Origin of the sequence: Nocardioides plantarum, assembly GCF_006346395.1 — a bacterium.
GTDB classification, from domain to species: domain Bacteria; phylum Actinomycetota; class Actinomycetes; order Propionibacteriales; family Nocardioidaceae; genus Nocardioides; species Nocardioides plantarum.
The window spans coordinates 425,335-440,038 of record NZ_VDMS01000001.1 but is presented as its reverse complement, the minus strand read 5'-3'; the positions used below and the strand labels follow the sequence as shown (position 1 = coordinate 440,038).

Annotated in this window: 13 protein-coding genes; 7 read left to right on the top strand and 6 right to left on the bottom strand. The window is 71.9% G+C overall.

Annotated elements, in window-relative coordinates; genetic code table 11:
* Positions 1 to 7 precede the first annotated feature (7 nt).
* The 6 genes from FJQ56_RS02020 (at position 8) to secA (ending at position 8,820) form a co-directional block, all read left to right on the top strand.
* On the top strand, positions 8 to 1,819 hold the full coding sequence (locus tag FJQ56_RS02020) for an LpqB family beta-propeller domain-containing protein (RefSeq protein WP_170215227.1): 1,812 nt from the start codon (positions 8 to 10) through the stop codon (positions 1,817 to 1,819).
* A 65-nt stretch (positions 1,820 to 1,884) separates the two neighbouring features.
* A complete protein-coding gene (locus FJQ56_RS02015) occupies positions 1,885 to 2,658 on the top strand; it encodes a ComF family protein (RefSeq protein ID WP_140007527.1) in 774 nt (257 codons plus the stop codon).
* 390 nt (positions 2,659 to 3,048) lie between these two features.
* Positions 3,049 to 3,684: a ribosome hibernation-promoting factor, HPF/YfiA family gene (gene hpf / locus FJQ56_RS02010; protein WP_140007526.1), complete on the top strand. Its 636-nt coding sequence runs from the start codon at positions 3,049 to 3,051 to the stop codon at positions 3,682 to 3,684.
* A 48-nt stretch (positions 3,685 to 3,732) separates the two neighbouring features.
* Positions 3,733 to 4,422, top strand: a complete 690-nt coding sequence (locus tag FJQ56_RS02005) for a response regulator (RefSeq protein WP_246083944.1) — start codon at positions 3,733 to 3,735, stop codon at positions 4,420 to 4,422.
* Positions 4,423 to 4,632: 210 nt separating this feature from the next.
* Positions 4,633 to 5,901, top strand: a complete 1,269-nt coding sequence (locus tag FJQ56_RS02000) for a winged helix-turn-helix domain-containing protein (protein WP_246083943.1) — start codon at positions 4,633 to 4,635, stop codon at positions 5,899 to 5,901.
* Between the two features lie 63 nt (positions 5,902 to 5,964).
* A complete protein-coding gene (secA, locus tag FJQ56_RS01995) occupies positions 5,965 to 8,820 on the top strand; it encodes a preprotein translocase subunit SecA (protein WP_140007525.1) in 2,856 nt (951 codons plus the stop codon).
* A gap of 406 nt (positions 8,821 to 9,226) precedes the next feature.
* Here the strand turns inward: secA and FJQ56_RS01990 are convergent, their stop codons facing one another.
* Both FJQ56_RS01990 and FJQ56_RS22350 read right to left on the bottom strand, forming a co-directional pair.
* On the bottom strand, positions 9,227 to 9,709 hold the full coding sequence (locus FJQ56_RS01990; protein ID WP_140007524.1) for an Rv3235 family protein: 483 nt from the start codon (positions 9,707 to 9,709) through the stop codon (positions 9,227 to 9,229).
* 16 nt (positions 9,710 to 9,725) lie between these two features.
* On the bottom strand, positions 9,726 to 10,397 hold the full coding sequence (locus FJQ56_RS22350; protein ID WP_140007523.1) for a LysM peptidoglycan-binding domain-containing protein: 672 nt from the start codon (positions 10,395 to 10,397) through the stop codon (positions 9,726 to 9,728).
* A 122-nt stretch (positions 10,398 to 10,519) separates the two neighbouring features.
* On the opposite strand from FJQ56_RS22350, the gene FJQ56_RS01980 reads away from it, so the two are divergent.
* Positions 10,520 to 11,059 carry a hypothetical protein gene (locus FJQ56_RS01980; RefSeq protein ID WP_140007522.1) on the top strand — a complete coding sequence of 180 codons (540 nt, stop codon included), beginning with the start codon at positions 10,520 to 10,522 and terminating at the stop codon, positions 11,057 to 11,059.
* 189 nt (positions 11,060 to 11,248) lie between these two features.
* On the opposite strand, the gene FJQ56_RS01975 is transcribed toward FJQ56_RS01980, so the two are convergent.
* From FJQ56_RS01975 to FJQ56_RS01960, 4 genes are read right to left on the bottom strand one after another with little or no spacing between them, the layout of a single operon-like run.
* Positions 11,249 to 11,608 (bottom strand): sec-independent translocase, encoded by a 360-nt coding sequence (locus FJQ56_RS01975; protein ID WP_140007521.1) that lies wholly within the window; start codon positions 11,606 to 11,608, stop codon positions 11,249 to 11,251.
* Between the two features lie 3 nt (positions 11,609 to 11,611).
* Entirely contained in the window at positions 11,612 to 12,784 is a 1,173-nt protein-coding gene (locus tag FJQ56_RS01970) for an Mrp/NBP35 family ATP-binding protein (protein ID WP_140007520.1), read from the bottom strand.
* A 12-nt stretch (positions 12,785 to 12,796) separates the two neighbouring features.
* A complete protein-coding gene (locus FJQ56_RS01965; RefSeq protein WP_140007519.1) occupies positions 12,797 to 13,366 on the bottom strand; it encodes a DUF1003 domain-containing protein in 570 nt (189 codons plus the stop codon).
* Positions 13,359 to 14,642, bottom strand: coding sequence for a magnesium transporter MgtE N-terminal domain-containing protein (locus FJQ56_RS01960; RefSeq protein ID WP_140007518.1), 1,284 nt, complete (start codon positions 14,640 to 14,642; stop codon positions 13,359 to 13,361). The genes FJQ56_RS01965 and FJQ56_RS01960 overlap by 8 nt, the downstream gene beginning before the upstream one ends.
* Between the last annotated feature and the right edge of the window lie 62 nt (positions 14,643 to 14,704).

The window sequence follows — 14,704 nt, the reverse complement described above, 5'->3', positions numbered from 1 at the left end:
GACGGCGATGAGGGCGGCGACGAGCGCGACCAGCAGGACCCGCCGCCGCGGCGGCGTACCGGCACCGGTGTCCGCCCTCGTGGTCGGCCTGCTCGCCGGCCTGGTGCTCGCAGGGTGCAGCGGCCTGCCCGAGTCCGGCCCCGTGGTCGACGGCGGGGCCCGCTCGACGGTCGACGAGGAGCAGGCCAGCGACATCAACGCGGTCCCGCCGACCCCGGGGATGACCCCGAGTGCGGTGGTCAACGGGTTCCTCGACTCGTTGTACGCCTCGCCGATCCGCCTCGACGTCGCCAAGCAGTACCTCACGCCCGCCGCGGCCACGGCGTGGGACCCCGAGGACGGGACCATCACCTACCTCGACCGGCAGCAGCCGCGCGAGACCCAGCTGTCGGTGTCGGTGCAGCTCGTCGACGCCGAGCACCTCGACCGCTACGGCGGCTACGACGACAACCTCGCCGGTGGCGACCTGCGCTTCGACCTCGAGCTCGAGGACGGCGAGTACCGCATCGACAACCCACCCGACGCGCTCGTCGTGCCCCGCGGCTGGTTCACCCAGCGCTTCCGCACGGCGTCGCTCTACTTCTTCGACCCCAGCGGACGCATCCTGGTGCCGCAGCCGGTCTACGTCCCGCGGGGCAAGGAGCTGCCGGCCACCCTGGTCCGCCGACTCGTCGAGAGCACCGGCCGGTCGTCGCTGACCGGGCTGGTGCAGTCCTACTTCCCACCCGGTCTCGACGGGCAGGTCCAGGTGTCCATCGCCGACGGGGTGGCCGACATCGACCTCGGCGGCGAGGCCACCGAGATCAGCAAGGCCGCCTCGGAACGGCTGCTGGCCCAGCTCGCGTGGACGCTGCGCCAGCAGTCGGGCGTGCGCGCCATCCAGGTCACGCTCGGCGGCGCGGCCGTCCTGGCTCCCGACGGCGACGAGCGCTACGACGTCAGCGAGGCCGATCGCTACGGCCCCAACGGGCCGGCCCCGTCCACCGACCTGTTCGCCGTACGCGACCACCGGCTGCAGCGGCGCGACGGCAACGAGCTCAAGGCGGTGCCCGGGGTGTTCGGCAACGGCGACGTCCCGATCAGCACGGCCACGCCCAACATCGACGGCGCGCGCGCGGCCGCGGTGGCCGTCGGCCGTCGCGACCTGCTCGTCGCCGACCTGGTCCGACCCGCCGACTCCGACGAGCCAGACGGCGAGCCGCCGGCCAAGCCCGACGTCGTCCTCACCGGCACCTCGCTGCTGACCCCGGCCTGGGACTTCGCCGACCGGGTCTGGGTCGTCGACCGCACCAAGGCCGGCGCGGTGGTCCACCTCGTCGTCGACGGGCGCGACCGTGTGGTCGAGGTCGCCGGCGTGAGCGGCCTCGACGTGCGCTCGTTCCTCGTCTCGCGCGACGGCACGCGCTTCGTGGCCGTCGTGCGTGGGGCCAACCGCGACGAGCTTCGCGTCGGCCGGGTGGAGGCCGACGGGGTCGGCGACGTCGTCCGGGTGCGCAGCACCCGGGTGATCGACGTCGATCCGGGCACCAGCCTGCGCATCGACGACATCGCCTGGACCTCGCCGACCACGCTCGCGGTGCTGAGCCCCCTGGGTCCCGACCGGATCTACGGGGTCCGCCAGATCGGCGTCGACGGCTCCCCGAGCAGCGCCGAGTCGCTCCCCACGCCGGTGGTCGGCCCGGTGATCGGGCTCGCCGGGTCCCCGATCACGACGCTGCCGCTCTACGTCGTGACCAAGGACAACCTCGTCGACCTCACCGACGGCGGGTCCTACGGGTTCGTGGGCTCGCCGGCGACCAGCGTCGACTACGCCGGCTGACCGGCTGTCCACAGGGCGGCGGTGGGCGCTGGTCACGACCGGCGATCCCTGGTGCCATCGACGGCATGTCACGTGACCCCGCGCGGATGCGTGACGCCGCCGCCGACCTGCTGCTCGGCGGCAGCTGCCTGGGCTGCGCCCTGCCGGGCCGGCTGGTGTGCCCGGCCTGCCGCGACGCGCTGCCGACCCGGGCCGGTCCGCGCTGGCCGAGCCCGCCTCCGCCCGGTCTGGTCACGCCGTACGCCGTCGCCGACTACGACGGGTTCGTGCGCGCCCTGGTGATCGGGCACAAGGAGCACCGCCTGCTGGCGCTCACCCCGCTGCTGGGCGACCTGCTGGCGTGCTCGGTCGCGGCCGCCCTCGCCCCGGTGTCCGGCGAGGCGCCCGTCGTGCTGGTGCCGGTGCCCTCGCGTCCGGCGACCGTGCGGGCCCGCGGGCACGACCCCATGCTCGCCACCACCCGGGTCGCCGCGGCCCTGCTCGGGACCCGCGTGTGCGTCGTACCCCTGCTGCGGTCGCGGCCGGGCGTCGTCGACCAGGCCGGTCTCGACATCGCCCACCGGCGGGCCAACCTGGCCGGCTCGATGGCCGTACGACCGCGGGCCCTGCGCGGCCTGGCGCGGCGCGGTGAGGCCGTCCACGTCGTCGTGTGCGACGACGTCCTGACCACGGGCAGCACCGCGCGAGAGGCCCAACGCGCGCTGCGCGCCGTCGGGATCGACGTGCTCGCCGTGGCGGTGGTCGCCGCGACCGTTCGTCGTACGCCGGCTCGGGGCGACGACCGGTTTCACGGCGACAACTCAGGTTCAGAGGTTCCGCCACCCCCGCCCACGCACTAACGTCTCTGTATGGAGTCCGTCCGGGTCCGTGGTTGCGTCGAACCGGGGTCCCCCCCGGCTCGGCTAGCCGATGCCAGTCGCAGGCGAAACGGTCCACGTAACCCGATGCACGGAGGGCCTCGCCCCCCGTGTGCCCCCCGCAAGGGAAGGGCAAGGGGATCACGGTGCGGCTTAGTAGTAAGTCCTGCCCCGTCCCGGCCGTCAGATACGGCCAGCCCCTCGGGGCGTCGGGAGAAGGTCAGTAGTGGCACTGAGCCGCGAGCACCTCAGCAGGCGGTTGTGGGGTCGAAGACCAGGTCGGCCGGACGGACTCCTCTCGTCGTGCGCACGGTGAAGGACACCGGCCACGGCTGATTCAACGAGTAACCAATCGCTAGCGGGAGGTTCACCATGGATGTTGTCGTCACCGGGCGCCATTGCGAGATCACGGACTCGTTCCGGGGTCACTGCGAGGAGAAGCTGGCCAAGCTGGAGAAGCACGACCATCGGATCCAACGGGTCCACGTCGAGGTCGACTGCGAGACCAACCGGCGCCAGCAGGACAAGTCCATCCACGTCGAGCTGACCGCGTTCTCCAAGGGACCGGTGATCCGGGCCGAGGCGGCCGCCGACCACCAGATGGGCGCCCTCGACCTCGCGCTCGACAAGATGGCCTCCCAGATGCGCCGCGCCGCCGACCGCCGCCGCGTCCACCACGGCCGACGCGCCCCCGTCTCGGTGGGCGAGGCCCTCGCCGACGTGACGACCACGCCCGACCTCACGCCCGACCCCGTCGCCGACGAGGTGATCGAGCGCTCCGTCGGCCCGATCGACGTCACCGGCGACGGGCCGCTGGTCGTGCGCGAGAAGACCCACCCGGCCACGCCGATGACCCTCGACCAGGCGCTCTACGAGATGGAGCTCGTGGGTCACGACTTCTACCTGTTCGTCGACAAGGAGAGCGAGAGGCCCGCAGTCGTCTACCGTCGCCGCGGCTACGACTACGGCGTCATCTCCCTCGACCTCGAGGCCGACGAGCTGGCCTGAGCGAGCCACAGCAGCGGGATCGGCCGCGGGGCGTGCGATGATCGCCCCGTGGCAGATCCCGCGGTACCAGGTCAGGGCGAGCGCGAGCCCATCCGGGTGCTGGTCGTCGACGACCAGCAGCTGTTCCGTCGCGGACTGACCATGCTCCTCGCGGTCGAGCCCGGCCTCGAGGTCGTGGGCGAGGCCGGCGACGGCGTCGAGGGCACCGTGCTGGCCGAGACCGCCGCCCCCGACGTGGTCCTGCTCGACGTACGGATGCCCAAGCGGTCCGGCATCGAGGCGTGCCTGGCCATCAAGCAGAGCGTCCCGTCGGCCAAGATCATCATGCTCACCGTCTCCGACGAGGAGGCCGACCTCTACGAGGCCGTCAAGAGCGGCGCCTCCGGCTACCTGCTCAAGGACTCCTCGATCGAGGAGGTCGCCCAGGCCATCCGCGTCGTCGCCGACGGCCAGTCCCTCATCAGCCCGTCGATGGCCATCAAGCTCATCGACGAGTTCAAGCAGATGGCGCGCCCCGAGCGCGAGACCGGACCCGCCCTGCGCCTGACCGATCGCGAGCTCGACGTGCTGCGCCTGGTGGCCCAGGGCCACAGCAACAAGGAGATCGCTGCGCGGCTGTTCATCAGCGAGAACACCGTCAAGAACCACGTGCGCAACATGCTCGAGAAGCTGCAGCTGCACTCCCGCATGGAGGCCGTCATGTACGCCGTGCGCGAGAACCTGCTCGAGCTCCCGTAGCCCACCCCCGTCGGTCGAGGTGCGAGGCGCACGTCGGTCGAGGTGCGAGGCGCGCTAGCGCCGAGCCTCGAGACCACCGCAGCGTCCCGCGGTCTCCAGCGACGCTGCGGGGGTCTCGAGGCTCAGGCCTGGCGGCCTTCGCACCTCGACCGGCGTGGGGCGGACGGCATACGGCCCGAAACCGTCCGCGGAACACGGTAGAACGGTGGTGTGTCCCCACGACCCACGTCCCTGTCGCGCGCGCAGGCGCGTCGTGTCGCACTGGCGGCGCAGGGCTTCCTCGACAAGCCGCACGAGGCGCCGACCATGCGCACCCTGGCACGCACGCTGCAGCGCACCGGGGTGCTGCAGGTCGACTCGGTCAACGTGCTGACGCGGGCGCACTACATGCCGCTCTACTCCCGGATGGGGGCCTACGACCCGGCGCTGCTCGAGCGGGCGTCGACGGGGCGGCAGCGGCGCCGGCTGGTCGAGTACTGGGCACACGTGCAGGCGTTCATGCCGGTGGAGCTGTGGCCGGCCATGGACCATCGGCGCCGGCACTACGTCGAGGGCCGGAGCACGTGGTGGGGCGGGGTGAGCGACGAGCTGGCCGACCGCCTGGTCGACCAGGTCACCGACCTCGGGGCGTCCACCGCGCGCGAGCTCGACGACGGTGCGCCGCGGTCCAAGGAGCACTGGGGCTGGAACTGGTCCGAGGCGCGCAAGGGCCTCGACTACCTCTCCATGACCGGCCGGTTGGCGATCGCGGGCCGCACGAGCCAGTTCGAGGTGCGCTACGACCTGCCCGAGCGGGTGCTGCCCGACCACGTCCTGGCCGCGCCCGACCTCACGGTCGAGGAGCAGCACCTCGCCCTCGTACGACGCGCCGCGATGTCGCACGGCGTGGCCACGGTCGGCTGCCTGGCCGACTACTACCGGATGCGGGTGACCCCGACCGAGCGCGCCGTCGCGACGCTGGTCGAGTCGGGGGAGCTCGAGCCGGTCTCGATCCAGGGGTGGGCGCGCCCGGCGTACCTCCACCGCGACGCGCGCCGGCCGCGGGCGGTCGGCGCGCGGGCGCTGCTCAGCCCGTTCGACCCGGTGGTGTGGCGCCGCGAGCGTGCCGAGCAGCTCTTCGACTTCCACTACCGCATCGAGATCTACACCCCGCCCGACAAGCGGGTGCACGGCTACTACGTGCTGCCGTTCCTGCTGCGCGACGAGCTCGTCGCCCGGGCCGACCTCAAGGCCGACCGCGCCACCGGCCGACTCCTCGTCCGGGGCGTCTACGCCGAGGACGGCGCGCCCCACGACACCGCGCCACAGCTGGCGGCCGAGCTACGGCGGCTGGCCGGCTGGCTCGGCCTCGCCGAGGTCGTCGTCGAGGCGCGCGGCGACCTGGCGCCCGCCCTGGCGGCCGAGGTGAGCGTCGAGCTCACTGCCGAGGTCACTGCCGAGGTCACTGCCGAGGAACGGTCCGCCACCACGGCTCGTTAAGATGGACGGTGGCCCTGTTCGGGCCTCCCGGATCAGCAGCCCACCCCAGAGGATGTCACCGACGTGCCCGCCATCATCGACAAGCTCCTCCGCATCGGCGAGGGCAAGACCCTGCGTCAGCTCGAGACCATCGCCAAGGCCGTCAACGCCATCGAGGACGAGTTCAAGGCGATGAGCGACGCCGAGCTCCAGGCGATGACCGGCGAGTTCAAGGAGCGCCTGGCCGAGGGCGCCACGCTCGACGACATCATGCCCGAGGCGTTCGCCACGGTCCGTGAGGCGTCGCGTCGCGTCACCGGCATGCGGCCCTTCGACGTCCAGATCATGGGTGGCGCGGCCCTCCACCTCGGCAACATCGCCGAGATGAAGACCGGTGAGGGCAAGACCCTGGTCGCGACCCTGCCGTCCTACCTCAACGCCCTGGCGGGCAAGGGCGTCCACGTCGTCACGGTCAACGACTACCTCGCCAAGTTCCAGTCCGAGCAGATGGGCCGCATCCACCACTTCCTGGGCCTGAGCGTCGGCGTGATCATGCCGTCGATGCGCCCGGCGGAGCGTCGTGAGGCCTACAACTGCGACATCACCTACGGCACCAACAACGAGCTCGGCTTCGACTACCTGCGCGACAACATGGCCGGCTCGATCGAGGAGTGCGTGCAGCGCGGCCACTTCTACGCGGTGGTCGACGAGGTCGACTCGATCCTCATCGACGAGGCGCGGACCCCGCTGATCATCAGCGGCCCGACGCAGGACGAGGTGAAGTGGTACGACGAGTTCGCCAAGATCGCCGCCAAGCTCGTCGTCGACGAGGACTACGAGGTCGACGAGAAGAAGCGCACCATCTCGGTCCTCGAGCCCGGCATCACCAAGGTCGAGGACCACCTCGGCATCGACAACCTCTACGAGTCGGTCAACACCCCGCTGATCTCGTTCCTCAACAACTCCATCAAGGCCAAGGCGCTGTTCCGCAACGACAAGGAGTACGTCGTCATGGACGGCGAGGTGCTCATCGTCGACGAGCACACCGGCCGCATGCTCGCCGGTCGCCGCTACAACGACGGCCTGCACCAGGCGATCGAGGCCAAGGAGGGGGTGACGGTCCGCGAGGAGTACCAGACCCTGGCGACGATCACCCTGCAGAACTACTTCCGTCTCTACGAGAAGCTCTCCGGCATGACCGGCACGGCCATGACCGAGGCCTCCGAGTTCGACAAGATCTACAGCCTGGGCGTCGTGCCGATCCCGACCAACCGGGCGATGATCCGCAGCGACCAGGCCGACCTTGTCTACCGGACCGAGAAGGCCAAGTACGAAGCCGTCGTCGAGGACATCGTCGAGCGTCACGAGAAGGGCCAGCCCGTCCTGATCGGCACGGTCTCGGTCGAGAAGTCGCAATACCTCTCCGACCAGCTCAAGATCCGCGGCGTCGCCCACTCGGTGCTCAACGCCAAGGTCCACGCCGACGAGGCCAAGATCGTCGCGATGGCCGGTCACAAGGGGGCCGTCACGGTCGCCACCAACATGGCCGGCCGTGGCACCGACATCATGCTCGGCGGGTCCGTGGAGTTCCTCGCCGACGCCGAGCTGCGCAAGCAGGGCCTCGAGCCCGCCGGCGAGACCGCCGAGGCCTACGAGGCCGCGTGGCCCGAGATGCTCGACAAGATCAAGGAGCAGGTCGGCAACGAGCACGACGAGGTCCGCGAGCTCGGCGGCCTCTACGTCGTCGGCACCGAGCGCCACGAGTCGCGCCGCATCGACAACCAGCTGCGCGGCCGGTCCGGACGACAGGGCGACCCGGGCGAGTCCCGGTTCTACCTCTCGCTCGAGGACGAGCTGATGCGGCTGTTCAAGTCCGAGTGGGTCGACCGCGTCCTGACCATGCTCAAGATCCCCGACGACGTCCCGATCGAGAACAAGCGGGTCACCAACGCGATCGCCAACGCCCAGGGCCAGGTCGAGTCGCAGAACTTCGAGTCGCGCAAGAACGTCCTCAAGTACGACGACGTGATGGACCGCCAGCGCAAGGTGATCTACAGCGAGCGCCGCGAGGTGCTCGAGGGCGCCGACATCGAGGAGCAGGTCCGCACCTTCGTCGACGACGTCGTCGAGGGCACCGTGCGCGGCACGCTCGAGGACTTCGCCGAGGAGTGGGACCTCGAGCAGCTGTGGACCGACCTGAAGCAGTTCTGGCCGGTGTCGATCTCCCGCGAGCAGCTGATCGAGGAGGCCGGCGGCGAGCAGGGCGGGCTGACCAAGGAGCACCTGATCGAGGTCCTGCAGAAGGACGCGCAGGAGGCCTACGACGCCCGTGAGGCCGAGGTCGGCGACGAGGTCATGCGCGAGCTCGAGCGGCGCGTGCTGCTCTCGGTGCTCGACCGCAAGTGGCGCGAGCACCTCTACGAGATGGACTACCTGCGCGAGGGCATCTACCTGCGCGCCTACAGCCAGCGCGACCCGTTGGTCGAGTACCAGCGCGAGGGCTTCGACATGTTCGCGGCCATGATGGACGGCATCAAGGAGGAGGCGGTCGGCTTCCTGTTCAACCTCGAGGTGCAGGTCGACGACGACGAGGACGACGTCCCCGTCGAGGTCGAGGTCGAGGAGCCGTTGGCCCGCGAGCTGCGCTCGGAGCCGCAGCCCGACGAGGAGCCCGCCGCCGGCCCCGTCCTGACGAAGCAGGCGGCGCCGCACATCCGGGCCAAGGGCCTGGAGAAGCAGTCGCTGCCGAGCAACCTGCGCACCTCGGCGCCGGGCATCGACGGCGACAACGAGGTCGTCGAGACCGGCCCGCTCGATGCCGACGACGAGTACGCCGGCATCGGCCGCAACGCCAAGTGCCCCTGCGGCTCGGGCAAGAAGTTCAAGCAGTGCCACGGTGCACCCGGTGGCCCGAAGGGCGTCACGGCCCGCATCGGGTAACCCTCCCGCCGCCCCACGGTGGTCGAGCCGGGCGAGCGCCAGCGAGCCCGAGTCGAGACCCCTGCCGCCTCACGGCCACCCGACCACGGTCCGGTGGCCGTGTCGCTGCGGTGGTCTCGAGCCGCGGTCGCGACCTCGTTCCTCGGTCGCGCGCTCCCTCGACCCGCCTGACGTTCGCACCGCGCTCGTCCCTCGCGCACGTGTCGTCAGGTGGTCTCGAGCCGCGGTCGCGACCTCGTTCCTCGGTCGCGCGCTCCCTCGACCCGCCTGACGTTCGCACCGCGCTCGTCCCTCGCGCACGTGTCGTCAGGTGGTCTCGAGCCGCGGTCGCGACCTCGTTCCTCGGTCGCGCGCTCCCTCGACCCGCCTGACGTTCGCACCGCGCTCGTCCCTCGCGCGGTGCGAGTCAGGCGAACTCCAGCGCGGTGCATAGCCACCGCCCCGACCGACGCTCGAAGCGCGCCGCCACGGCCCGCGAGCGGGCGCCGTACCGCAGGTGCACGCTGACCTCGGCGGCCTGCGCCGAGGGGAAGGCGGACCGCACCGACAGCACCCGCGGTCGCACCGGCTGCACGCGCGCGGCACCCGGGACGTGGCCGCCCGCCCGCGCGACGAGCTGGGCGCGACGCTCGAGGTCGGCGTAGACCTCGCGGGAGGTGTGGCGCACCAGCTGGGAGGGTGGCCGGTCGCCGCCCACGATCTCGACGGCAGCCTGGACGAACCGGTGTGCCCAGGCATCGACCTCGCGTCGGCGGCGCAGGTCGCCGGGCGCGGGGGACGGTGGCTCCAGGCGCGGCTGCAGGTCGAGCGCGAGGGTGCCCTGGGTGATCGCGACCGGCATCGGCAGGTGCAGCGGGACGACGTTCTCGTGGAACAGCGGGGTGGACATGTCGTGTCTCCTCTGGTCAGGACCCGGGCGTGCGGAGCCGGAGTCCGGGGTGGATCAGGTCGGGGTCGGGGCCGATCGCAGCGCGGTTGAGGTCGTGCAGCGTCCGGGTCGCGGTGGCGACCTCGGCGGCGGAGGCGTCGGCCCCCAGCAGGCGCTCGGCGATCCGCCACAGGCTGTCGCCGGGCCGGACGACGACAGAGGCGGCGGCCAGCGATGCCTGCGCGGGTGCCGGGCGGAGCGCCTGCGGGGCTCGGGCGGCGGTGGCAGGCCCGACGGCCCGGTCGGGGAACGGCAGCCCGTCGACGGACTGCCCTGCTCGGGGCGGGTGCCGGGGCGGGTGGTGGACGTCGTACGACGCCTGCGCGGGGACCGTCGCGACCAGCGCGAGCCCGCAGGCGGCCAGGACCACCCGTGACGCCCAGGACGGCACTCCTCGGGTCGAGGTCGGGGGTCGCCCCGGGCGGCGCAGCGCCTGCACGACCACGACGGAGCCGACGACCCAGGCCCAGGCGGCGCACGCCACGAGGGAGATCGCGGCGATCGCGACCACCAGCTCGTCGAAACGGGCGGTCGGCCCAACGACCGATCCGACGGCCGGCTCGGCGGCAGTTCCGGCCCACCCGGCGACGCCGGCGGCGCTGGCGGTGAGCGCAAGCCAGACGAGCAGGCAGCGACAGCGAAGAAACATCCCGAGACCTCGTGTGACGTGGCAAACCATGCGTTTGCGTGTGTTTGAGCCACTCAACGCCTGTTGAACGCCTTCGTCAATCGTTTGTCCACAGGTTCGGCCCCGCGTCATACAGTCATCCCATGGCGTGGGAGGACGAGCTGTTCGCCTTCCTCGACGACCTCGAGGAACGGGCCGGAGCGCTCTACGACGCCGATCGGGCTCCCGAGCTGGCCGACCGCGAGCGGTCGGAGTACCAGCAGGTGGCGCTGTCGACCCGGCTGATGGCCTCCGTCGACCTCGACCTCACCCTGCTGGTCGCCGGCGTCGGAACCCTGGCGGGACGACTCGAACGGGTCGCGGACGGGTGGTGCCTGCTCGCCGGGCCCGCCCAGGACTGGATCGTCCGGCTGGCCGCGATCATGGCCGTCGAGGGGGCCTCGGACCGCGCGGTGCCGGAGGTCGCGTGGTCACCGGTGGCGCGGCTGGGGCTCGGGTCGGCCCTGCGCCGCCTGGCCGACGCGGGGGAGCGGTGCGTGGTGCACCGCCTCGACGGGGGGCGCCACGACGGGGCCCTGCGCCGGGTCGGTGCGGACTTCGTGGAGGTGCTCGAGGGGGAGCCCGCCCGGGTGGTCCTGGTGGCCTACGACGCGGTGGCGGCGGTGCAGAGCCGGGAAGTGTGACTCAGCGGCGTCGAGACCTGGCAGCGTCCGGCCAGAGATCTCGACACGCCGGTTCGTGCCCTTCGCAGGCTCAGGGCACGACGGCTCGCTCGATCACCGTCGACGGAGCCGCTGGCGCGTCTCCGTCCGCAGGCTCAGGGCACGACGGCTCGCTCGACCTCCGTCAGAGCACCTGACCTCGTCCCTCGGTCAGGTGCTCTCGAGGTCGTACGGCGGCGTCTCGCCCTCGAGGAGCGGGCGCAGGCCCCGCTTCTTGGGCTTGGTGGCCTCGTCGCCGGCGTCCTCCATGGCCTCCACGATGTGCTTGCGCACGATGGCGCGCGGGTCGAGGTCGCGCAGCTCGAGGTCGGCGTACTCGGGGCCGAGCTCCTCGCGCAGGTCGTCGCGCGCGGAGTTGGCGAACGCGCGGGCCTGGCGCAGGAGTGCCCCGGCCTGCTTGGCGAGCTCGGGCAGCTTGTCAGGCCCGAAGACCAGCACGGCGACCAGGGCGATGACCATCAGCTCGCCGAAGCCGACGTCGCCGATGAGCAGGGGCGACGGGCCGGTCATGGGTCAGAACCTACTGCTCGGGGTGAGGCCCAGCTGCATGCCGGCCAGCCCGCGGCTGCGACCGGACAGCTGGTCGGCGATCGAGGTCAGCTCGAGCGCCGCCGGGGCCGTGGGGTCGGACTCGACGATGGGCTTGCCGACGTCGCCGCCCTCGCGCAGGGAGATGTCGATCGGCACCCGGCCCAGGACCGGCACGTCGTAGCCGAACCGCTGCCCGAGGGTCGCCGCGACGCGGTCGCCGCCACCGGAGCCGAAGATCTCGATGCGGTGGTCGGCGTGGTCGGGGCCCGCCGGGGTGCAGTGCGGGCAGGGCAGGTAGCTCATGTTCTCGACGACGCCGACCACGCGCTGGTGCATCATCGAGGCCATCGTGCCGGCGCGCTCGGCGACCTCGGCGGCGGCCTCCTGCGGGGTCGTGACGACCACGACCTCGGCGCCAGGCAGGTGCTGGCCCAGGGAGATGGCGACGTCACCGGTGCCCGGGGGCAGGTCGAGCAGGAGGACGTCGAGGTCGCCCCAGAACACGTCGGAGAGCATCTGCACCAGGGCCCGGTCGAGCATCGGGCCGCGCCAGGCGACCACCTGGTCGCGACGCGGCTTGAGCATGCCGATCGAGATGACCGAGACGCCGGAGGCCGTCGGCACCGGCATGATCAGGTCGTCCACCTGGGTGGGACGCGAGTCGGCGACGCCGAGCATGGCGGGCACCGAGTGGCCGTAGACGTCGGCGTCGAGCACGCCGACCCGCAGGCCCTGCTTGGCCATCGCGATCGCGAGGTTGACGGTCACCGACGACTTGCCGACGCCGCCCTTGCCGCTGGCCACGGCGAAGACCTTGGTCAGGTTGCCCGGCTGGGAGAACGGGATCTCGCGCTGCGCCTGACCGCCCTGCAGCGTCTCGCGCAGGCCGGAGCGCTGCTCGGCGGTCATTACCCCGAGGGTGAGGTCGACGCCGGTGACGCCGTCGAGCGGCGTGAGGGCCCCGGTGACGTCACGGGTGATCGTGTCCTTGAGGGGGCACCCCGCGACGGTGAGCAGCACCGTGAGGTGGACGATGCCGGCCTCGTCGATCTCGACCGAGTCGACCATCCCCAGCTCGGTGATCGGTCGCTTGATCTCGGGGTCGTTGACGGTGGCCAGAGCGGCGTCGAGCTGCTCGCGAGTGGGTGCGGTCATGATGTCCCCAGTCTACGAGTGGGGGGTCGCGGAACCGCCCTCGGCGTCGTCGCTCAGCCCCTGGCGCCGGTCGAGCACCCGGTGCGCGACGTCCTCGACCCGGTCGTCGAGCTCGGAGAGCAGCGAGCGCAGCTCGCCGCGCACGTAGTCGCGGGTCGCGACCTCGCCGACGGCCATGCGCAGCGAGGCGACCTCGCGGGCCAGGAACTCCATGTCGGCGTGCGCACGCGCGTTGGCCTGGCGGTCCTGCTCGTTGACCACCTTGTCGCGCTGCTCCTGACGGTTCTGCGCGAGCAGGATCAGCGGGGCGGCGTACGACGCCTGGAGGCTCAGCATCAGGGTGAGGAAGATGAACGGGTAGCCGTCCCACTGTGCGTCGCCCGGCGCGAGCGCGTTCCACCCGACCCAGGCGACCACGAACAGGGTCATGTAGATCAGGAACGTCGCGGTGCCCATGAAGCGCGCGAACTGCTCGGCGAACACCCCGAAGGCGTCGGAGTCGTAGGCCGGTCGCCGGACGATCTGACGTCGGTTGTCGCGGGGGGTGTCGAGGCGACCGGAGCGGTCGGAGCGCTCAGCCACGGCCGCGGCCCCCGGAGCTGCTCAGGGCCTGGTCACGCCACCCGGTGGGCAGCATGTGGTCGAGCAGGTCGTCGACGGTGACGGCGCCGAGCAGGTGGCCGTTCTCGTCGACCACGGGGGCGCACACGAGGTTGTAGGTCGCCAGGTGGGCGGCCACCTGGTCGATGGTGGCCTCGGGGCGCAGGTTCTCCATGGAGTCGTCGAGCGCGCCGGCCACCAGGCTCGACGGGGGCTCGCGCAGCAGCCGCTGGATGTGGGCGACGCCGATGAGCCGGCCGGTCGGGGTCTCGAGCGGCGGGCGGCAGACGTAGACCAGGGCCGCCAGCGCCGGCGTCAGGTCGGGGTTGCGCACGTGGGCGAGGGCGTCGGCGACGGTCGCGTCGGTGCCGAGCACCACGGGCTCGGGGGTCATCATCCCGCCCGCGGTGTTCTCGACGTAGGACATCAGGCGCCGGACGTCCTCGGCCTCCTCGGGCTCCATCAGGTCGAGCAGGATCTCGGCGGTCTCGGGCGGCAGGTCGGCGATCAGGTCGGCGGCGTCGTCGGCCGACATCTCCTCGAGGACGTCGGCGGCGCGCTCGGCGTCGAGCCGCTCGAGGATGGCGACCTGGTCCTCCTCGGGCAGCTCCTCGAGCACGTCGGCCAGTCGCTCGTCGTCGAGGGCGGCCACCACCGCCGTACGGCGCTCCAGCGGCAGGTCGTGGATCATCGTCGCGGCGTCGGCGGGACGCATCTCGTTGAGGGCGTGGAGCAGGGCGGTCGCGCCCTGCGTCTCGCCGCCTGGCCGGGTCAGGCCCTGCACGTCGCGCCACTCGACGACGTGGGTCTGGCCGCGCCGGCGCAGCGCCTTGGCCGGCTCCTGCACCGCGACCCGGCTGAGCACCCAGTCGCGGGTGCGGCCCTGCTCCATCGCGACGTCGTAGACGGTGCCGGCGATGCGGACGTCGTTGCTCGAGCCGTGGGGGATCGTCACGTGCCGGTCGAGCATCTGGCCGATCACGAGCGTCTCGGTCGAGCGCTGCTCGAAGCGGCGCATGTTGAGCAGCCCGGTCGTGTAGACCTGGCCGCTGTCGACGTTGGTGACCCGGGTCATCGGCACGAAGACCCGGCGGCGCCCGAAGACCTCGCCGACCAGGCCGAGCACGCGCGGCTGGCTCGCCTCGGAGCGCATGGTCACGACGATGTCGCGCACCTTGCCGACCTGGTCGCCCTGGGGGTCGAAGATGGGGAGCCCGACCAGCCGGGCGGCGTACACGCGGTTGGGTGTGCTGCTCACGCGGCCTCCTCGGTCGTCTCGGTCCGCGACGATTCAACCACCTGCCGGGTCGTGCTCGGTCA